The following is an 18,867-nucleotide window of genomic DNA, read 5'->3' on the forward strand; positions in this document are numbered from 1 at the left end:
CACTAGGCCCTCCCTAATCAGTTCTGCCCTCCCGTCGACGGGAGGGCAGAACTGATTAGGGAGGGCCTAGTTGTTCCACGGGGGTAGGGCCGGATCATCGACATGGTTGGTTATCCACAGGTCCGGACGAATTTGGACGAGTTGGTTACCCGCGTGGTCAGGGTGAGGGCATGACCGTCTTTACCACCAAGTCCTGGATGTTCGATCAGAACTGTGATCGCAAGGCGCTGGAACGGGCCCTGCGCAACGGTTCGCTGGTTCGCTTGCGCCGCGGGGTGGTGATGCCGCCGGCTGAACTTGCTGTCTGGGACCTGCATCGCCGCAAGATTGAGGCCGCAGCGCTCAAGATCAACCACGGCACCTACTTCGCTCGTCAGTCGGCAGGCCTGTTGCACGGGTTGCCTGTGCGGGTGACAGGAAGCCTGCCGGTGCAGGTGATCCGAACCATGGGCGGCCGGCACACGCGCAATCACCTGCTGGAGGCATCGCCCGCCTTCGTCGATGAGCACGACGTGACTGTCGTCGACGGCTTCCCTGTGACCAGCTTGCGCCGCACGGTCGTTGACCTGATCCGTCGGCTGGCGTTTCCGGAAGCCGTCGCGGCTGTCGACGCCGCGCTCCGCCGTGGCCTGGACCGCGCCGACCTTGCCACCAGGACGGGCTACGGTCACGCCCGGGCGGTCCAGGCAGTGGCCTTCGGCAACGAAGCGAGTGAGAGCTTCGGTGAGTCCTACAGCCGTGCGGTGATGCAGCTGGCCAACGTGCCGATCCCGCGCCTCCAGGTCGACCACTTCACGCAGGACGGCAGGTTTCTCGGTAGGCCGGACTTCGACTGGGGTGGCAAGGTCGTTGGCGAGTACGACGGCGGTAGCAAGTACGACGGGAGCTACGGCATCGCTCCGCGCGAGGTGATCGAGGCTGAGAAGCTGCGTGCCCAAGCATTCATAGACGAGGGCTACACGCTGGTCAGGTGGCAATGGAAGGAACTGCAGGTACCTGGTCTGGTGCCTGATCGAATCCGGAGGGCGCTTACGTCACGAGTCCTGGTACGGCCCGTCGTCGACGATCGGTAGCCGAGTTCGTCCCGTAGGCGGCTCCCGCTCGGGTAGGCCCTGCCTAATCAGTTCTAGCCTGCCGTCGACGGGAGGGCAGAACTGATTAGGGAGGGCCTAGTGGAGCAGGGTCACCAGCTGACGTGCAGCGGGCGTCCCTCGTTGTAGCCGGAGGCGGACTGGACGCCGACCACGGCGTTCTCGGCGAACTCGGGCAGGGTGCGGGCGCCGGCGTAGGTGCAGCTGGAGCGGACACCGGCGACGATGAAGTCGATCAGGTCCTCGACGCCGGGACGCTCGGTGTCCAGGTACATCCGGGAGTGCGAGATGCCCTCCTCGAACAGCGCGGCCCGGGCCCGTTCGAACCGGGACTGCTCCCGGGTCCGCATCCGCACGGCGCGGGCCGAGGCCATCCCGAACGACTCCTTGTAGGGGCGTCCGTCGTTGTCGGTGACCAGGTCGCCGGCCGACTCGTGGGTGCCGGCGAACCAGGAACCGATCATCACCGCGCCCGAGCCGGCCGCCAGCGCCAGCGCCACGTCCCGGGGGTGCCGGACGCCGCCGTCGGCCCAGATCGCCTTGCCGGCGGCGTTCGCCTCGGCAGCGCACTCCAACACCGACGAGAATTGCGGACGCCCCACACCGGTCTGCATCCGGGTGGTGCACATCGCACCCGGGCCGACCCCGACCTTGACCACGTCGGCACCGGCCTCGATCAGGTCGGCGGTGCCCTCGGCGGTCACCACGTTGCCGGCCACCACCGGTACGGTGCTGCCACGGCTGTCCAGCATCGCGCGGACCAGCCGCAGTCCTTCGATCATCCGCTCCTGGTGGCCGTGCGCGGTGTCCATCACCAGGACGTCGGCGCCGGCGTCCAGCAGGTCGGACGCCCGACGCTCGACATCCTTGGAGATGCCGACCGCGGCCCCCACCTTCAGCCGGCCGGAACCGTCCAGCGCCGGGGGATAGAGGGTGGCGCGCAGCGCTCCCTTCGCGGTCATCAGGCCGACCAGCCGGCCGTCCCGCACCGCCAGCGCCACCCGGTGCCGGCGGGCGCTGAGCAGTTCGAACACCTCGGCGGGAGCGGTGTCCGGGTCGACCACGGTCAGGTCGGTGGACATCGCCTCGTGGACCTGGACGAAGCGGTCCAGCCCGGCGGCCTCCGACGGCCCCAGCAGCCCGACCGGCGCTCCGTCCTCGACGACCACGACCAGGCCGTGGGCCCGCTTGGGCAGCAGGTTGAGCGCCTCACCGATGGTCATGGTCGGATCGACGTACACCGGGGTGTCGAAGACGGTGTGGGCCGCCTTCACCCGGCCGATGGTCTCGGCCACGATCGCGGTGGGCAGGTCCTGCGGAATGATCGCCACCCCGCCGCGCCGCGCCACCGTCTCGGCCATCCGGCGTCCGGAGATCGCGGTCATATTGGCCACCACCAGCGGCAGCGGCAGCTTCAACGCGTCGGTGCTGGTCAGGTCGACGTCGAGCCGCGAGGTCACCGAGGACCGCCGCGGCGCCATGAACACGTCGTCATAGGTGAGGTCGTAGGACGGCATGGGATTCAGGAAACGCACCGGCAAATCGTATCGCTCTCCAGGGAAGCGCTGATCGATGCTGTTCCGAGCGAGGAGGTGCCCCGCAGGTGGCCCGCCGGGTGCGCCGCAGCCGGGACATGATCGATCAGCGGTCCCCAGGCCGATCTACCGATCGGCACCTACTGCGCGGCCCAGCTGGACGCAGCTGGCTGCGCCGAACTCGCTCGACGTACGACCCGGGGGCCGCTCGCTACGACGCCCATCGGCAGATCGAGGCAAACGCAATGGTGCCGCCGGGAAGACCCCGGCGGCACCATCAACGGTTTCGTGCGTCAGTGACCGATCTCGCCCGGCTTGTCGCCGTCGCCCACCTCGTGGTCGCCGTGGCCCTCAGCGTGGTGATCGGCCTCGGCGATCTCGGACGCCGTCGGCTTGCTGACCAGGCCGGCGAAGTACCAGCGCGACAGCAGTGCCCGGAGCTTGCTGACCCCGGCGCCCTTCTCGACCACCCCGCGCGCGTCGGTGGACGGCCCGGCCTGCAGCGCCTTGCCCTGCTGGTGCTGGGTGAGGGTGAACTTCTCGTCGACGTGGATCGGACGGTGCGGCTCGGAGTAGCCGCCGTCCGGAGCCCGCTCGATGATGCCGGTCTCGCTGCCGTGCAGGACCCGCTCAGCGTCCGCGCGCTGCAGGGAGATGCAGATCCGCTTGGTGACGATGAAGGCCGCGATCGGAGCCAGGAACACCGCGAACCGCATGAACTCGGTCACCGCGTTCAGCGACACCTTGAACTGGGTGGCCAGGATGTCGTTGCCGCCGGCCAGCCAGAACATCGCGTAGCAGGTCATCCCGGCGACGCCCAGTGCGGTGCGGGTGGCGTTGTTGCGGGGACGGTCCAGCACATGATGCTCGGCCTTGTCGCCGGTGATCCAGGCCTCGACGAACGGGTAGAGACCCAGCAGCACGAACAGGGCGGTCATCAGGCCGACACCGGGCAGGAAGATGTTCCACGACCAGGTGGTGCTGCCCAGATGCCACTCCACGTTCGGCATGATCCGGATGGCGCCCTCGACCCAGCCCATGTACCAGTCGGGCTGCGAGCCGGCGGTGACCTGAGCCGGGTTGTACGGGCCGAAGTTCCACACCGGGTTGATCGACATGGTCGCGCCCATCAGGATCGCCACGCCGAACACCACGAAGAAGAAGCCGCCGGCCTTGGCCATGTAGACCGGGAACAGCGGGTAGCCGACCACATTGCCGTCCTTGCGGCCGGGGCCGGGGTACTGGCTGTGCTTGTGGTAGACGACCAGCGCCAAGTGGGCCGCGATCAGGCCGAGCAGCAGGCCGGGCACCAGCAGGATGTGCACCATGTAGAGCCGCGGGATCACCAACTCGCCGGGGAACTCCCCGCCGAAGATGAAGAACTCGGCCCAGGTGCCGATCAGCGGGATGGAGCGGATCAGGCCGTCCACGAACCGCAGGCCGGTGCCGGAGAGCAGGTCGTCGGGCAGCGAGTAGCCGGCAAAGCCCTCGATCAGCGACATCGAGAACAGTCCGACGCCGATCAGCCAGTTCAGCTCACGCGGCTTCCGGAACGCCCCGGTGAAGAAGATCCGCAGCATGTGCACCGTCATCGACGCCACGAACAGCATCGCCGCCCAGTGGTGGATCTGCCGGACCAGCAGGCCGCCTCGGACGTCGAAGGACAGCGCCAGCGTCGAGGCGAAGGCCTCCGACATGGGCAGGCCGCGCATCAACTGGTAGGTGCCCTGGTACTCGATCTCGGCCATCGACGGCTTGAACCAGATGGTCAGGAAGACGCCGGTGAGCAGCAGGATGATGAACGAGTACAGCGCGATCTCGCCGAGCAGGAACGACCAGTGGTCGGGGAAGATCTTGCGCAGGTTCTTCTTCAGCAGCGAGGCCAGGCCGAGCCGCTCGTCGGCCCAGGTGGCGACGCCGGCCACGCCCGGCGGCACGTTCGCCTTCGGCGGGCGTTCGGTGTCCAGGGCGGGTGAAACGGTGGACACGTCAGCGGGCTTTGCCATCACCGATCACCTTCCTTGAAGTCGCCGCTGGAGTTGCGTTCGAAGTAGCTGGGGCCGACCGGGACGGTGAAGTCGCTGCGAGCCACCAGGTAGCCGTCGGCGTCCACCGTGATCGGCAGCTGCGGCAGGGCCCGGGCCGCCGGCCCGAACACGACGACGCCGGAGTTGCCGAGATCGAAGGTGGACTGATGGCAGGGGCACAGCAGATGGTGGGTCTGCTGCTCCCACAGGCTGATCGGGCAGCCCACATGGGTGCAGATCTTCGAGTAGCAGAGGATGCCGCCGACCTGCCAGTCCTTGCGGGACTCGGGGATCTTGATCCGGGACGGATCCATCCGGACGATGATGATCGCCGCCTTGGCCTTCTCGATCTGGAAATCGGCGCCGTGGTGGTCCCACAGGTTCTCCGGCTGGGCGTTGACCAGCTGCCCGAGCTCCAGGTCGGAGGCCTTGAGCGGCTTGCGGGTGACGTCGTTGACCAGCTTGACGCCCTCGGCCCAGATGGTCTTCTCGATGGTGCGCTTGCGGACGTCGCCGGTGGGCCAGGGGCCCATGTCGGCGAACAGCACCACGGCCGGCACCGCGATCAGGCCGAGCGCGCCGCCCAGGGCGCCCCCGATCAGCTTGCGGCGGCCCAGCCCGGACTGCTCGGCACCCTTGGCGAACTCGGCCGCGAACACCTCGCGGTCGGCCTCCGAGGAGGCGGCGGCGTGCCGATCCTCGGCGACCTCCTCGTCGCCCATGATCGTCTTCGCCCAGTGGATGCAGGCCAGGCCGATCAGCAGCGTGGCCAGACCTCCGGTGAGGCCGAGCAGGAACGTGGTGGCGTCCCAGTGCATGCCGAGCAGGTCGATGGACGAATTGCGCGGCAGTGCGAAGTAGAGCACCACGAACACGATGGCCAGCACCGGGACGGCGCCCAGCATCAGCAGCACCTGCCGGTACACCCGGTTGCCGGCCGCCTGGTCGGCGTCCGTCCAGCGTTCGATGTGCTCTTCGATCCCCGGGTCGGGGACCGGGAAGCGCTCGAGGTCGGCGCCCTCTTTCTTGGTCTCGATGCTCATCGCGCCCGGGCTCCCTTCGCGGCGATCCAGACGGCGAGCAGGCACAGCCCGCCGATACCGATGATCCAGGCGAACAGGCCTTCGGCGACCGGGCCCAGGGCGCCGAACGTCAGGCCGCTGCTCGGCTGGGCATGCAGCGTGTCCAGGTAGCCGACGATCGAACGGACGTCGTCGTCGGTGATGGCTCCGCTGCTGAAGACGGGCATCTGCTGCGGTCCGGTGCGCAGCGCCTCCCAGATGTGCTTGCCGTCGACACCGACCAGGCTGGGGGCGTATTTGCCGTTCGGCAGCGCGCCGCCGGCACCCTCGAAGTTGTGGCAGGCCGAGCAGTTGGTGCGGAAGATCTCGCCACCCTTGGCGAGTTGATCGGCACTCAGCCCCTCACCGCTGTACTGATCTTCGGTGGGGATCGCCGGGCCGGGGCCCAGGCTGGCCACGTAGGCGGCCAGGGACTGGATCTCGGCAGGGGTGTAGGTGTTCTGCTTGCGCGGCGCCTGGGCGCCGGGGTTGGCCATCGGCATCCGGCCCGTGCTCACCTGGAAGTCAACGGCGGCGGCGCCGACGCCGACCAGGGACGGACCCTGCCCGGTGCCTTCGCCGTTCATGCCGTGGCAGGACGAGCAGGTGACCCGGAACAGTGCCCTGCCCTCGGCCACTTGCTGGCTGTCGCCGGTATCGGCCGACACGCGGGCGGCCGGTGCCACGGCCGCGTACAACGCGCCCATCAGCAGCAGGGCCATCACCAGCAGCGCGGGCCTGGCAGCCCGTCCTCGCCGCTTGGCAGTCAGGAAACGCACGGGGATTCCTCCTAGGTCGGGCTGCTCAGCGCAGGATGTAGATGACGCCGAACAGGATGATCCAGATCGCGTCGACGAAGTGCCAGTAGTAAGACGTCACGACGGCGTGCACGGCCTGCTCGTGGGTGAAGGTGCGGGTCATGTAGGTGCGGCCCAGCATGAACAGGAAGGCGATCAGACCGCCGGTCACGTGCAGGCCGTGGAAGCCGGTGGCCAGGAAGAAGGCCGACGTGTAGGCGTTGGTCGAGATGGTGAAGCCCTCGGAGAACAGCGTGGCGTACTCCGCCGCCTGGCCGCCGATGAAGATGGCGCCCATCACGAAGGTCAGCAGGTACCACTCGCGCAGTCCCCACTGGCCGACCTGGAGCAGCGAGCCGGTCCGGCCGACCTGGCCGCGCTCGGCCTTCCAGACGCCCATCTGGCAGGTCACCGACGACAGGATCAGGATCAGCGTGTTGGTCACTGCGAAGGGCATGTTGAAATGCCCGGGACCCCAGTCCCACAGCGACTCGGTGCCGGCCTGTGCCGCGGCCGCGTTGGTCAGCGATCGCAGGTTGAAGTAGGCGGCAAAGAGTGCGGCGAAGAACATCAGGTCGGAGGCCAACCAGATCCAGGTGCCGACGGCGACCATGTCGGGCCGACCCTTGGCGGGATGCAGGCGAGACTGCGCGATCGGGTGCACCGCCCCGTGCGGCATGGCCGCCGCTGCGCTCGAGTGAGAGTGAGTCACCCGGTCATTATGGCTGCTCAGGGCGGATTGGTCACCCTCTGACCCCGGGAGATTCTCGCGCCGTCATCCAGATGTCACGACGCGGGGCCCGGCAGCCCGGGCGGACCGGCCTCCGGACGCCGGTGACGGCTGGCCTCCCGGGCGATGACAACGGGGTACGATGCTGCCGAGACGCCGGTCAGCTCCCCGCAGACGAGGAACGCGCATGAGTCACGACACCGCCAAGATCCTGCTCTACTCCGACGATCGGACGACGCGTGAGCAGGTCCGGTTGGCGCTCGGACGCCGGGTCGCCGCCGACCTGCCCGAGTTGGAGATCTACGACGTGGCGACCCAACCCGCCGTGCTGGCCGCGGTGGACGCGGGCGGGCTCGACCTGCTGATCCTGGACGCGGAGGCGAACCCGGCCGGTGGCCTGGGGCTGTGCAAGCAGCTCAAGGACGAGGTTCCCGACTGCCCGCCGATCCTGGTGCTGATCATTCGGGTCGCGGACTCCTGGCTGGCCACCTGGTCGCGTGCCGACGCCGTGTCGATGTACCCGGTCGACCCGGTCCGGCTGCCCGGCGCGGTCGCCGACCTGCTGCGCGCCCGGCTGAGCCAGGCGGTCTGAGCGTGGGGTACACCTGGCCCGATGTGCTCACCGGGCTGATCGCCGGTGAGGATCTGAGCTCGGACGCCGCGTCCTGGGCGATGGACGAGATCCTGGCCGGCAACGCCACCGACGTGCAGCTGGCCGGATTCCTGGTCGCCCTGCGGGCCAAGGGCGAGACGGTGGAGGAGATCGCCGGCCTGGCCGAGTCGATGCGCGACCGGGCCACGCCGATCACCCTGTCCACCGAGGCGGTGGACGTGGTCGGCTCCGGCGGCGACCGGGCCAACACCGTGAACGTCTCCACCATGGCCGCGGTGGTGGCCGCCGGCGCCGGCGCCAAGGTGGTCAAGCACGGCAACCGGGCGGCGTCCTCGGCGTGCGGCGCCGCGGATGTGCTGGAGGCGCTCGGGGTGGCGCTGAACGTGAAGCCTGAGGATCAGCCGGCGGTGCTGGCGCAGGCCGGCATCGTGTTCCTGTTCGCCCCGCTCTATCACCCGTCGTTGCGGCACGCCGGCACGGCCCGGCGCGAACTGGGCATCCAGACCCCGTTCAACTTCCTCGGCCCGCTGACCAACCCGGCCCGCCCGGTCGCCCAGGCCGTCGGCATCGCCAACCAGCGGATGGCCGCACTGGTCGCCGGGGTGCTGGCCCGCCGCGGCACCCGCGGCCTGGTCTTCCACGGCGACGACGGGCTGGACGAGCTGACCACCACCACCACGTCCGACATCTGGCTGATCAGGGACGGACTGGTCCGGACCACCAGCCTGGACCCGGCCGAACTGGGTCTCGCCCCGGCCAGCCATGCCGACCTGGTCGGTGGCGATGTGGCGCACAACGCCGCGGTGGTCCGCCGGGTGTTCGCCGGTGAGACCGGGCCGGTGCGCGACATCGTGGTGCTGAACGCGGCCGCCGCGCTGCTGGCCTACCACCAGCCCAGCCTGGACCGCGACGTGGCCGAACAGCTGGCCGAGCACGTCACCGCCGCCGCGGCGGCGATCGACTCCGGCGCGGCGTCCGCGGTGCTCGACAGCTGGGTCGAGGCCACCCGGCGCGCCGTCGCCTCCGCCTGAGCCGGCGGGTTCAGCCGGCGACCAGCCCCGGCAGCAGCGGGGACGCCGCGAGGGCCAGGAACGGGCCGGCCACCAGCGCCGGGCCGTAGGGGAACGCGCGGCCCCGTCCGGAGGCCTGCCAGAGCAGCCCCCAGGCGACGCCGAGCAGACCGCCGAACAGCAGCGAGGCCGCCAGCAGCGGCCAGCTCACCGCGGCCGCGGCGGCCCCGATCACCGGTGCCAGCCGAACGTCGCCGTACCCGAACCCGCCACCGAAGCGCCAGAAGACCCAGAACAACGCGGACGCCGCGGCCGCACCCAGCCCGGCCCTGAGCAGCACCCCCGGGCCGAGCGGTGCCACGGTGACCAGCAGCCCGGCGGCGGTCAGCGCCCAGGATGCCTGCACCAGCCGCTTCGGCAGATAGCCGGTGCGGGCGTCCACCACCGCCGCCAGCACCGCCGGGCCGGCCAGCCCGAACCAGGCCGGCGCCTCGGTGGGCGCCATCGTCACCACCACGGTGCCGGCCGCAGTGACCAGCAGGAAGACCGTGCCGGCGATGGCGCGGGTGGCCAGTCGGCGGTACGGGTCGGACTCCGGCTCGTCGACCGGCGGCGGCAGTGCGCGCAGGATGGCCGGGGACGCCACCGCGAGGCAGCCGGCGAACAGCGCCGGCAACAGCAGCACCCAGCTCATCCCCATGGCCGCAGCCTAGGCCGCGGAACACGACGAGCCCGACGTGCTGTGCAGCCGCCGGGCGGCGTCTGCCAGGGCCTCGGTGAGTCGTGTGCAGCTGGTCGCGTCGCCGTCGACCAGCAGCGCCAGTTCGGTCGGAGAGAGGTGACACCAGCGGGCCAGCCGCAGCGGGTCGAAGCCCGCGGTGAGCAGTTCGCGCAGCCGCTCGGTGGTGTCGCCGGCGGGTACCCGGGCCGTCCGCAGCGTGATCAACTGCCGGGCGTCGACCTGCAGCAGCCGGGCGGCCAGCCGGGGCTCGATTCGGACCTGTTGCCGTCCGGCGCGGCCGAACAGCAGGCCGCGGACCGCGTTCACCGAGACGCCGCCGGCCACCGCGATGGCGGGCCAGGGCACGTCGGCGTCGTCGATGGTGTGCCGGACATGGGCACGGAAAGGGGCGGCGTCCACCCAGAGCGGACGCGGTGCCGGCGGTGCGGCGGGGACAACTGCTCTCACACCCTAGAAAGCAGTTTTCGAGGGGTGCTTTGTGAGCAGTCAATCGAAATTGACGATTCATCGGGTCCCGGGACGCCGACCGGGGGCGACCGCGGTGTCGCGGCCGCCCCCGATCGGGCTGCAGTCGGTCAGCGTTGCGCCCGGACGAATCCGGCCCGCTCCGCGGCCTCGGTGGAGTTGAACCACACGTCGGTGATCGTGCGCTCGTAACCTCCGGAACCCTGCAGGTGGTACTTCATGGAGCGCTCATTGCCCTTGATGTCGTAACCCTCGGGCGGCTCCGCCCCCACATACGAACCTTCGCCGTAGGGGCTGTCAGCTAAAGGGGCGGCATCACCCTTTGCGTCGGAGACCTTCTTCTTTCCCTCGTCGACGGCGTCGGAGACCTTCTCGGCCGCCTCCTTCGCGTCGTCGGCCACCTCGTCGGCGACCTTGGACGCCGCTTCCTTGGCCTCCTCGATCGCTTCCTCGGCCTTGTCCAGGGCCTCCTCGCCGGCGTCGGCCAGATCGGCGGCGACGTCCGCCGCCGCGTCCTTGGCGTCGCCGAGCTTCTCGGCCGCCGCATCCTTGGCGTCGGAGACCTTGTCGGCGACCGCGTCGGCCACCTCCGAGGCCTTCTCGGCCGCGGCGTCCTTGGCGTCGGAGACGGCCTCGGCCGCAGCCTCGGCGCCGTCCTTCACCTTGTCGACGACGTCGGCCACCGGATCCGCCACGTAGGGCCGGGACGGCTCGTGGGTCTCCCAGCTGTCACCCGGGCCGGCGAGCAGCTTGCGGACCGCGTAGACCACGCCGGCCAGCACCGCGCCGGCCAGGGCGATCAGGCCCAGCGTCTTGCCCACGCTGCGGCGCTTCTTCGGCGCCGGGGCGATCTCGGCCACCTGGTCGGCCACCTCGGCGACCTCGTCCTTGACCAGATCGGCGGCCTTGTAGAGCGCCGCCGCCAACCACGGCAGAAGGTCGTTCTGCACCTTGTCGCGGGCCAGGTCGACGGTCGGGGCGACCTTTTCGAGGGTGTCGTCGACCACCGGGCGGACCTTCTTCACCGCCTCGTCGACCGCCGGGGTGACCTTGTCGAGGGCGTCCTCGAGCGCGGGCTGAACCCGGTCGAGGGTCTCGGCGGCGAGCTTGGCGCCCCGCTTCCTGGCCTCGGTCAGGGTCGGCTGGACCTTGTCGATGGTCTCCGCGGCAACCCGGCTGGCCTCCTTGAACGACGGCTCGATGTGCTCGTAGGCGTCCTTCAGGCTGGGCTCGATCCGCTCGTAGGCGTCGGAGGCGAACTCCAGGCCGCGCTTGCGGACGGTCTCCAGATGGGGCTGTACCCGGTCATAGGCGTCGCTTGCGAACTCGACGCCACGCTTGCGCGCACCCTCCACGTACTCGCCGGCCTGGTCGACCAAGGGGGTGAGATTGTGCACCGCCTCGTCGATGGCCGCCCGGCCGGAGTCCGCGGCTGAGTCGGCGGTCGATTCGACGGCCTTCAGCAGCTTCTTACGCTTCACTGTTCCTCCAGTGGTTGGGATGGATCACGGCTGTACCGCGTTCCCCAAACTACCCGGACGTGACCTGCGCCGAACAGGGTTGCCGGGCTTTCCACCATTGCGGGTGGAGTCTCGCCGGCCGGGCCAGCGACGCTTAGCGCGACGCTACCGGCAGCTGGGCCGATGCGGCCTGTTCGACGATCTCCGCGGCGATGGCGTCCAGCAAGGGGGAGTGCAGGTTCCACTGCTGCCAGTACAGCTCCACCTCGACCGTGGCGCCGCCCAGCCGGACCAGGTGGCCGGCGGCCAGGGCGTCCGCGGACTGGGTGGGCTGCAGCAGTCCCCAGCCCAGGCCGATCAGCACGGCCTGGGCGTAGTCCGCCGAGGCCGGCACGAAATGCCGCGGCGGCAGGGCCGGGTCAACCCCCCGCTCGGCCAGCCACTGGCTCTGCAGTTCGTCGCGCCGGTCGAAATACACCACCGGTGCGGCGGCCAGCGCCGCCTTCGTCGGGCCGTCCGGCAGCCAGCGGCGGACGAAGCCGGCCGTGGCCACCGCCTCGTAGCGCATCACGCCCAGCGGGACGACCCGGCAGCCGGGGACCGGGCGGGCCCGCGAGGTGACCGCGCCCATCACCGTGCCGGATTCCAGCAGGCCGGCGGTGAAGTCCTGGTCGTCGCGATGCAGGTCGAAGACCACGTTGTGGGTTCGGGACAGCTCGGCCAGCGGCGCGAGGAACCAGGTGCCCAGCGAATCGGCGTTGACCGCGAGCGGGACGCTGATCGGGGCGGCGGACGGCTCGTCGGCGCCGAGTTCGGCGAGCGTCTCGTGCTCGAGCAGGGCCAGTTGCCGGGCCAGCCGCAGCACGGCCTGTCCGGCCTGGGTCGGACGAGCCGGCTTGCTGCGCACCAGCAGCACCCTGCCCACCTGGTGTTCCAGCGTCTTCAGGCGTTGGCTGACCGCGCTGGGGGTGAGGTGCAACCGCGCGGCGGCGGCGTCCAGGCTGCCCTCGTCGACGATGGCGGCCAGGGTCTCGGCCAGGTCCAGCGGTATTCGCACATTAGCCAGGCTAATGCAGCTGAAGAATCATGAGCTGGACTGATCTGCTTCCGGCCCCTAGCGTCGAGGCGTGTCCTCCTATCTGGCCGGCCTCGGCCTCGGTTTCTCGCTGATCATCGCCATCGGCGCGCAGAACGTGTTCGTGCTGCGCCAGGGGATCCGGCGCGACCACGTGCTGCTGACCGCGACCATCTGTGCGGTGTCGGACGCGGTGCTGATCGTCGCCGGGGTGTCCGGGATCGGGTTGGTGCTGCATGCGGTGCCGTGGCTGTTCGATGCCGTCCGCTGGGCGGGGGCGGCCTTCCTGCTCGGCTACGGGGTGCTGGCCGGACGCCGCGCCTGGCGCGGCGAGAACGCGGTGTTGGAGGCAGACGACGATCCGGCGCCGCCGGCCGGCGGCGGTCAGCTGATGGTGGCGACCAGCACGCGGGCCGTCCGGGTGGCGATGACCGCGTTGGCGCTGACCTGGCTGAATCCGTCCGTCTACGTCGACACCGTGTTCCTGCTCGGCACGGTGGCCAACGCCCAGGGCGAGGGCCGCTGGGTCTTCGCGGTCGGGGCGATGACCGCGAGTGTGATCTGGTTCTTCGGGGTGGCGCTGGGGGCGCGGCTGCTCGCCGGGTGGCTGGCGACGGCCCGGGCCTGGCGGATCTTCGACGCGTCCATCGCGGTGCTGATGATCGTGCTGGCCGGTGGGCTGGTGTTCGCCCACTGAGCCGCCGTGGTGGTCCTGGAGCCCGCTTTCCGGGGGTGTGCCAGGATGGGCGGAACGTACTGCGGAAAACCTAGGTGGGCGGCGTCGTGGCCGCCGCGCGAGGAAAGGACAAACACCGTGGCCCAGACCGCCACCCTGCACACCAACCATGGGGACGTCGTGATCGAGCTGTTCGCCGATCAGGCCCCCAAGACGGTCGCGAATTTCGTCGGCCTGGCGAGCGGAACCCAGGAGTTCCTGGACCCGCAGACCGGGGAGAAGACCACCGGCAAGTTCTACGACGGGCTGATCTTCCACCGGATCATCGACGGGTTCATGATCCAGGGCGGTTGCCCCCAGGGCAGCGGACGCGGCGGCCCCGGCTACACCTTCGCCGACGAGTTCCACCCCGAGCTGCGCTTCGACCGTCCCTATCTGCTGGCGATGGCCAATGCCGGACCCGGCACCAACGGCTCGCAGTTCTTCATCACCGTGGTGCCCACGCCGCACCTGAACCGCCGGCACACCATCTTCGGTGAGGTGACCGACGAGGCCAGCCGCAAGGTGGTCGACGAGATCGCCCAGGTGCGCACCGGCTACGGCGACCGTCCGGTGGAGCCGGTGGTGATCGAGTCGGTCACCATCGCCTGAGGCGACACCGTCCCAACCGTCAGGCCCGCGGGCTCGATGCCACCGGCACCGGAGCCAGCGGGCCTTCGGCGTTGATCAGGACGGCGAAGCCGGCGGCGGCGAGCAGCAGCGCGGCGGCCACGATCAGCAGAGCCTTCAGTGCTCGATCGGACAGCCGGGGTCCGCTCATTCCGCTCCCAGCGAGAACGCGGCCTCCAGATCGTGCGAGGAGTAGGCGCGGAAGGCGATGTGGGTCTCGGTGCCGATCACGCCGGGAACCCGGTTGACCCGCTCCGTCACCACCTCGGCCACCTGGTCGACCGACCGCACCCGGATCATGGCGATCAGATCGATGCCGCCGGTCACCGAGTACACCTCGGAGACACCCTGCAGATCGGCGATCGCGGTGGCCACTTCCGGAATGCGGGCGACCTCTGCCTCGACGAAGACAATCGCGGTGATCATGACGGCAGCCTAGTGGCACCGGTGATCGGCAGCGCGTGCCGGGCCAACTCACCCTCGGCCAGGCCGATGTGCAGCGGCCAGCTCCATTCGCCGTCGATCTCGATCAGCCGGACGCCGGGCCGCTCCAGCCAGCTCGCGATCCGTTCGGTCTCCTCGGCGATCGCCGCCGGTTGCGGGCCGACCGGGGCGCTGACCTGCTCGGCGGCAGCAACCGCGGCACGGGCCACCGCCTGCGGGACGTCACCGGGACGGGCCCGTGCGGCACCGGCCAGCCGTCCGTAGCGGATCACGTGGATCTCCCAGTCGAACTGGTCGCGGAAGGCCGCCACGATCTGTGGGCAGCCGGCCAGGCTGGACACCCGATGGTGCTGGACGGCGCTGCGGGCGAAGCTGGTCAGCCGCTCGGTGACCACCCCGGCCTCCTCGAACCGCTGGTGCTCGACCAGCGTCGCCAGGCGTCCCCGAGCGGCCCGCAGCACAGGCCGGATGTCGCTGGCCAGGCTTGCCCGCAGCCGGTCGACCAGCCGGCCGTATTCCTCGGTGCTAACCGCGAGTTGGCACGGAGCGCAGCAGCGGCCGAGTTCGGCGAGCACGCAACCGCCGGAGGCCCGCTTCGGCGACAGCCGGGTGCTGCACTGCCGGATCGGGAAGGCGTCGTAGAGCGCGGCCTGCACCGCCTCGACGGTGCTGCGCCGGTTGAACGGGCCGAAGTAGTCGGCGCCGTCGGCCAGGCACTGCCGGACGATGGACAGCCGCGGATACGGCTCGCGGGTCACCTTCAGCCAGAGCTGGCGTTCCGGGAATTTGGACCGGCGGTTGTAGCGCGGGGCGTGCGCGGCGATCAGCCGCAGCTCCAGCACCTCAGCCTGCAATTCGGTGCTGCAGACCAGATGCTCCACCCCGGTCGCTACCCGGACCATCTCGTCCATCCGGGGTCGGGTCTCGGCGGCGGTGAAGTAGCTGCGCACCCGGGCCCGCAGGTCGCGGCTCTTGCCCACGTACAGCACCTGGCGGCGCGGCGCACCGGCGGGGTCGCGTCCGTCGGCGACGAACCAGTACACCCCGGGGGCGTGCGGCAGGTCGGCGGCCCAGGTGCGTTTGGCCCGGCGCTGCGGAGACACCCGGCGGGTGAACTCGAGCAGGTCTTCGACGGTGTGCACCCCGAGGTTGCCGACCCGCTCCAGCAGGCCGTGCAGCACCGACACCGTGGCCCGGGCGTCGGTGAGCGCCCGGTGGTTGGGGGTGGTCTCGGTGTGGAAGTGCTGAGCCAGGGTGGCCAGCTTGTGATTGCGCACCTCGTCGCGCAGCATCGCCTGCCGGGCCAGGGACACGGTGTCGACCACGGCCGGGTTGGGCCAGGGATAGCCGTGCTCGGCGCAGGCCCGCTTCAGGAATCCGACGTCGAAGCCGGCGTTGTGGGCCACCAGGACGCAGCCGGTCGCGAACTCCAGGAAGCCGGGCAGCACCGCGGCCAGCCGCGGCGCGTCGGCGACCATGGTGTCGGTGATGCCGGTGAGCACCGCGATCAGCGGCGGGATGTGGGTGCGCGGGTTGACCAGGGTCTGGAACTCGCCGAGCACCTCGCCGCCGCGCACCTTCACCGCCCCGATCTCGGTGACCCGGTCGTCCACGCCGCCGCCGGTGGTCTCCAGGTCGACCACGCAGAACGTCACCTGGGACAGCGGGGTGCCCAGGTCGTCGATGGTCGGTTGGCTCGGCAGCGATGTCATGGCCGGGACGCTAGGCGGCGGCACTGACGATTTCCGGCGCCGGCCCTGTCGGCCGGGCTCGGCCAGGGGGTGCGGAGAGAACTCGGCCAGGGGCGCGGAGAGAACTCGGCCAGGGGCGCGGAGAAGGCTCGGCCAGGGGTGCGGAGAAAAACTGTCGGAGCCGGCTCGCACACTGTCGGCATGGAGATGCTGAGGATCGATTGCGGAACCTGCGCGGTGCGCGGTCCGGCCTGTGGCGATTGCATGGTGACGGCGCTGTTGGGTGCCGACGACGGTGTCGTCGAGCTCTGTTCCGACGAGGTGACCGCGCTGCGGGCCATGACCTCGGAAGGACTGTTGCCGCCATTGCGGCTGGTCAGAGCTGTTTCGCGGCCGCTGCCGCCGGAAGCCGGCGAAGGTTGGTTTGCCTCCGGCCAGAGCGTCGTTTAGCCTTTTTTCAGATCTTTGGTCGGCTGGCTTCCCCGCAGTGACCCTCTCCCGATCGTCAGGAGGCGATGGTGCGTCTGCGTGCGCTGGTCCGTGGTGGCCTGGTGGCACTGTGCGGTGCCGCGGTGGTGCTCTCCGGTCCGGCCGCCGTTCCGGCGTCCGCCGACCCCACGCTGGACGACGCCAAGAAGAAGCTGGCGGCGATCGAGCAGCAGCAGAGCGAGATCGGCGAGCAGTGGGCCGAGGTGAAGCTGCAGCTGGCGCAGAGCAAGACCAAGGTCGACACGCTGAACGCCGACATCGCCAATCAGCAGCGCAAGGTGGACGGCATGCGCGGCCAGGCCCAGCAGGCCGCGATCAGCCGGTTCCAGACCCGCGGCGTCGACATCACCGTGCAGTTGATCACCTCGCCCGATCCCGACGCGTTCCTCTCCGACATGTCCACCATGGGCAAGGTCGACCAGAACCTGAACTCGCTGCTGCAGGACTACCAGGCCCAGCAGGCCAATCTGGCCGATCTGCAGCGTGCCGCCCGCGATCAGGTGACCACCGTCGCGGCCGAGGAGCGCCGGCTGGCTTCGCTGAAGAACCAGATCGAGCAGAAGATCCAGGAAGGCCAGGCCCTGGTCGATCAGTTGACCGAGCAGGAGCGGCAGCGGCTGAACGCCGAGGAAGAGGCCTCCCGTGACACGTCGCGGGACGCGCTGGCCGACATCCCGGTCGGCGACGACAGCGGCTCGGCCGACTCCCGGGCGCTGCGGGCCGTCAAATACGCCGTCTCCAAGGTGCGCACCGGGCAGTACGTGTGGGGCGCGGAGGGGCCGAACAACTTCGACTGCTCCGGCCTGATGCTGGCCGCCTACCGGTCGGTCGGCATCTCGCTGCCGCACTCGTCCCGGGCGCAGTCCGGGCTCGGCCGCCCGGTCTCCCGCAGCGAGCTGAAGCCCGGCGATCTGCTCTTCTTCTACAACCCGATCCACCACGTCGGCATGTACATGGGCAACGGCCTGTTCGTGCACGCCCGCAACCCGCGCAACGACCTGGAGATCACCAAGTTGTCCTCCTACCCCGCCTATCAGGGTGCCCGCCGCGTCGTCGGTTGACAGGTTCCGCCGCAGCCTGCTGCTGGCCGCGCCCGCGCTCTTGCTCGGGGGCTGTAACCCCGCGTCCGGGACGCCCAGTGCGGAGATCCCGGCCCGCATCCTGAACGAACGCCTGGCGGCCGAGGACGAGCCGGGCTTCCTGGCCGCGTTCGCGGCCCGCTCCGGTGCCCAGGCGTTGGGCGCTCGGATGTTCGCCACCCTGTCGCAGAGCCCGACCGAGATCACCGCGACGTCCGGAGGCCGGCTGCGGGTGGGCTGGAGCATTCCCGGTGAGCCCCGGGTGAACAGCGAGGCCGCGGTCGACCTGATCGACGGACGGATCGCGAACCTGACCCCGACCACGTCCGGCACCGAATGGCTGGGCTCGCCGCTCGGCTCGCATTCGTCGCGCACCCTGGTGGTCGCGGCCGGTACCGCCGGGCACCTGAGCCGGTGGTCGAGTGCCGCCGAGTCCGGCATGGCGGCGCTGGCCCGGGTGGTGCCGCACGACCGGCAGTGGGCGGAACCGGTGGTGGTGCTGGTGCCGGACAGCATGACCGGCTTCGCCGCCTACGCCGGGCGCAGCGCCAACGAGACCGCCGCGGTCACGGTGGTGCCGGGGCTCCCGGACAGCGCCGGCGTCCGGATCGTGGTGAATCCGACCCACGCCCAGAAGTCCGCCGACGACCGGGCGCTGATCGCCCACGAGACCGTGCACGCCTGGATGCGCTCACCGTGGCTGACCGGCACGCCGGGCTGGCTGCTGGAAGGCATCGCGGAGGCCTTCACCGCGGCGGCCTATCCCACGGTCGCGGCCCGCAACCGCGAGCTCGCCAAGACCGCGGCACGGCACACACCGAGCACCCTGCCGGCCGTCGACCAGGGCGGCGAGAGCGCGTACGCGCTGGCCCAGGTGGCGGTCGACGCGATGGTGCGGCACCTGGGCTGGGCGGCGGTGCTGGACGAGGCGGAGGCCCGGACCTCCGGCGGCCGCACCACCCCGGACGCCACCGTGCTGGCCTGGTACCGCGAGGCCCTCGACGACCTGGACTAGAGGTTCCGCGGAGGATCGGCCGCCGGCGTCAGGGATGGGCCCCCGGCGTCACGGGGTGGCCGGCACGGCGGCCGCCTGGGTGGTGTACCAGAACGTGTCCGTCGCGGCCGGTGCCGGGATCGGGTTGCCGCTCTTGTCCTTGATCACCGGAGACCTGATCGGCGCCCAGCCGGTCCGGACCGGGAAGGGTGCTCCGAG

At 70.4% G+C, this 18,867-nt stretch carries 20 protein-coding genes; 8 read left to right on the top strand and 12 right to left on the bottom strand.

The genetic code is table 11. The annotated features are described in order from the left end of the window. Positions 1–170 precede the first annotated feature (170 nt). Positions 171–1,073 carry a hypothetical protein gene (locus QM582_RS05005; protein ID WP_415082305.1) on the top strand — a complete coding sequence of 301 codons (903 nt, stop codon included), beginning with the start codon at positions 171–173 and terminating at the stop codon, positions 1,071–1,073. Positions 1,074–1,183: 110 nt separating this feature from the next. On the opposite strand, the gene QM582_RS05010 is transcribed toward QM582_RS05005, so the two are convergent. The 5 genes from QM582_RS05010 to QM582_RS05030 form a co-directional block, all read right to left on the bottom strand. Next, the gene (locus tag QM582_RS05010) at positions 1,184–2,626 is read right to left on the bottom strand and encodes a GuaB1 family IMP dehydrogenase-related protein (protein WP_415082306.1); all 1,443 of its coding nucleotides are present in this window, start codon (positions 2,624–2,626) and stop codon (positions 1,184–1,186) included. Between the two features lie 293 nt (positions 2,627–2,919). Next, complete coding sequence (locus tag QM582_RS05015) at positions 2,920–4,632, bottom strand: cytochrome b (RefSeq protein WP_415082307.1); 1,713 nt, start codon at positions 4,630–4,632, stop codon at positions 2,920–2,922. Next, on the bottom strand, positions 4,632–5,696 hold the full coding sequence (locus tag QM582_RS05020) for a Rieske 2Fe-2S domain-containing protein (RefSeq protein ID WP_415082308.1): 1,065 nt from the start codon (positions 5,694–5,696) through the stop codon (positions 4,632–4,634). The genes QM582_RS05015 and QM582_RS05020 overlap by 1 nt, the downstream gene beginning before the upstream one ends. Next, entirely contained in the window at positions 5,693–6,493 is an 801-nt protein-coding gene (locus tag QM582_RS05025; protein WP_415082310.1) for a c-type cytochrome, read from the bottom strand. The genes QM582_RS05020 and QM582_RS05025 overlap by 4 nt, the downstream gene beginning before the upstream one ends. Positions 6,494–6,518: 25 nt before the next feature. Then, entirely contained in the window at positions 6,519–7,124 is a 606-nt protein-coding gene (locus QM582_RS05030; protein WP_415082357.1) for a cytochrome c oxidase subunit 3, read from the bottom strand. A 304-nt stretch (positions 7,125–7,428) separates the two neighbouring features. On the opposite strand from QM582_RS05030, the gene QM582_RS05035 reads away from it, so the two are divergent. Next, a complete protein-coding gene (locus QM582_RS05035; protein WP_415082312.1) occupies positions 7,429–7,833 on the top strand; it encodes a response regulator in 405 nt (134 codons plus the stop codon). Between the two features lie 2 nt (positions 7,834–7,835). Further along, on the top strand, positions 7,836–8,885 hold the full coding sequence (gene trpD, locus QM582_RS05040; RefSeq protein WP_415082313.1) for an anthranilate phosphoribosyltransferase: 1,050 nt from the start codon (positions 7,836–7,838) through the stop codon (positions 8,883–8,885). A 10-nt stretch (positions 8,886–8,895) separates the two neighbouring features. Here trpD and QM582_RS05045 read toward each other — a convergent pair whose 3' ends face one another. The 4 genes from QM582_RS05045 to QM582_RS05060 all read right to left on the bottom strand — a co-directional run bounded on the left by QM582_RS05045 (position 8,896) and on the right by QM582_RS05060 (position 12,588). After that, the gene (locus QM582_RS05045; RefSeq protein WP_415082314.1) at positions 8,896–9,564 is read right to left on the bottom strand and encodes a prepilin peptidase; all 669 of its coding nucleotides are present in this window, start codon (positions 9,562–9,564) and stop codon (positions 8,896–8,898) included. A gap of 9 nt (positions 9,565–9,573) precedes the next feature. Then, positions 9,574–10,053 carry a hypothetical protein gene (locus tag QM582_RS05050; protein WP_415082316.1) on the bottom strand — a complete coding sequence of 160 codons (480 nt, stop codon included), beginning with the start codon at positions 10,051–10,053 and terminating at the stop codon, positions 9,574–9,576. Positions 10,054–10,181: 128 nt separating this feature from the next. Further along, positions 10,182–11,552 (bottom strand): hypothetical protein, encoded by a 1,371-nt coding sequence (locus QM582_RS05055; RefSeq protein ID WP_415082318.1) that lies wholly within the window; start codon positions 11,550–11,552, stop codon positions 10,182–10,184. A gap of 133 nt (positions 11,553–11,685) precedes the next feature. Further along, a complete protein-coding gene (locus tag QM582_RS05060) occupies positions 11,686–12,588 on the bottom strand; it encodes a LysR family transcriptional regulator ArgP (protein ID WP_415082320.1) in 903 nt (300 codons plus the stop codon). A 70-nt stretch (positions 12,589–12,658) separates the two neighbouring features. On the opposite strand from QM582_RS05060, the gene QM582_RS05065 reads away from it, so the two are divergent. Together QM582_RS05065 and QM582_RS05070 are read left to right on the top strand one after the other, a co-directional pair. Then, positions 12,659–13,303: a LysE/ArgO family amino acid transporter gene (locus QM582_RS05065; protein WP_415082322.1), complete on the top strand. Its 645-nt coding sequence runs from the start codon at positions 12,659–12,661 to the stop codon at positions 13,301–13,303. Between the two features lie 117 nt (positions 13,304–13,420). Further along, complete coding sequence (locus QM582_RS05070; protein WP_415082323.1) at positions 13,421–13,933, top strand: peptidylprolyl isomerase; 513 nt, start codon at positions 13,421–13,423, stop codon at positions 13,931–13,933. Between the two features lie 19 nt (positions 13,934–13,952). Here QM582_RS05070 and QM582_RS05075 read toward each other — a convergent pair whose 3' ends face one another. The 3 genes from QM582_RS05075 to QM582_RS05085 are packed head-to-tail and all read right to left on the bottom strand — an operon-like array spanning position 13,953 to position 16,107. Continuing rightward, positions 13,953–14,102 carry a hypothetical protein gene (locus QM582_RS05075; RefSeq protein ID WP_415082325.1) on the bottom strand — a complete coding sequence of 50 codons (150 nt, stop codon included), beginning with the start codon at positions 14,100–14,102 and terminating at the stop codon, positions 13,953–13,955. Continuing rightward, positions 14,099–14,377, bottom strand: coding sequence for an Lrp/AsnC family transcriptional regulator (locus QM582_RS05080; protein WP_415082327.1), 279 nt, complete (start codon positions 14,375–14,377; stop codon positions 14,099–14,101). Before QM582_RS05080 ends, QM582_RS05075 begins: the two co-directional genes overlap by 4 nt. Further along, positions 14,374–16,107 (bottom strand): DEDD exonuclease domain-containing protein, encoded by a 1,734-nt coding sequence (locus QM582_RS05085; protein WP_415082329.1) that lies wholly within the window; start codon positions 16,105–16,107, stop codon positions 14,374–14,376. Before QM582_RS05085 ends, QM582_RS05080 begins: the two co-directional genes overlap by 4 nt. A gap of 180 nt (positions 16,108–16,287) precedes the next feature. Between QM582_RS05085 and QM582_RS05090 the strand changes: the two genes are divergently transcribed. From QM582_RS05090 to QM582_RS05100, 3 genes are all read left to right on the top strand, one after another. Next, positions 16,288–16,536: a hypothetical protein gene (locus QM582_RS05090; RefSeq protein WP_415082330.1), complete on the top strand. Its 249-nt coding sequence runs from the start codon at positions 16,288–16,290 to the stop codon at positions 16,534–16,536. 68 nt (positions 16,537–16,604) lie between these two features. Further along, positions 16,605–17,636 (top strand): NlpC/P60 family protein, encoded by a 1,032-nt coding sequence (locus QM582_RS05095; RefSeq protein WP_415082332.1) that lies wholly within the window; start codon positions 16,605–16,607, stop codon positions 17,634–17,636. Next, complete coding sequence (locus QM582_RS05100; protein WP_415082334.1) at positions 17,614–18,669, top strand: hypothetical protein; 1,056 nt, start codon at positions 17,614–17,616, stop codon at positions 18,667–18,669. The genes QM582_RS05095 and QM582_RS05100 overlap by 23 nt, the downstream gene beginning before the upstream one ends. The last annotated feature ends 198 nt before the right edge of the window (positions 18,670–18,867 follow it).

It is taken from the genome of Micropruina sp. (genome assembly GCF_047607385.1).
In the GTDB taxonomy this organism is placed as follows: Bacteria; Actinomycetota; Actinomycetes; order Propionibacteriales; family Propionibacteriaceae; genus Micropruina.

Coding starts and splice junctions, on each gene's coding strand:
- QM582_RS05005 (WP_415082305.1), top strand. CDS start 171: ATGACCGTCTTTACCACCAAGTCCTGGATGTTCGATCAGAACTGTGAT.
- QM582_RS05015 (WP_415082307.1), bottom strand. CDS start 4,632: ATGGCAAAGCCCGCTGACGTGTCCACCGTTTCACCCGCCCTGGACACC.
- QM582_RS05020 (WP_415082308.1), bottom strand. CDS start 5,696: ATGAGCATCGAGACCAAGAAAGAGGGCGCCGACCTCGAGCGCTTCCCG.
- QM582_RS05030 (WP_415082357.1), bottom strand. CDS start 7,124: ATGGTCGCCGTCGGCACCTGGATCTGGTTGGCCTCCGACCTGATGTTC.
- QM582_RS05035 (WP_415082312.1), top strand. CDS start 7,429: ATGAGTCACGACACCGCCAAGATCCTGCTCTACTCCGACGATCGGACG.
- QM582_RS05045 (WP_415082314.1), bottom strand. CDS start 9,564: ATGGGGATGAGCTGGGTGCTGCTGTTGCCGGCGCTGTTCGCCGGCTGC.
- QM582_RS05075 (WP_415082325.1), bottom strand. CDS start 14,102: ATGAGCGGACCCCGGCTGTCCGATCGAGCACTGAAGGCTCTGCTGATC.
- QM582_RS05080 (WP_415082327.1), bottom strand. CDS start 14,377: ATGATCACCGCGATTGTCTTCGTCGAGGCAGAGGTCGCCCGCATTCCG.
- QM582_RS05085 (WP_415082329.1), bottom strand. CDS start 16,107: ATGACATCGCTGCCGAGCCAACCGACCATCGACGACCTGGGCACCCCG.
- QM582_RS05090 (WP_415082330.1), top strand. CDS start 16,288: ATGGAGATGCTGAGGATCGATTGCGGAACCTGCGCGGTGCGCGGTCCG.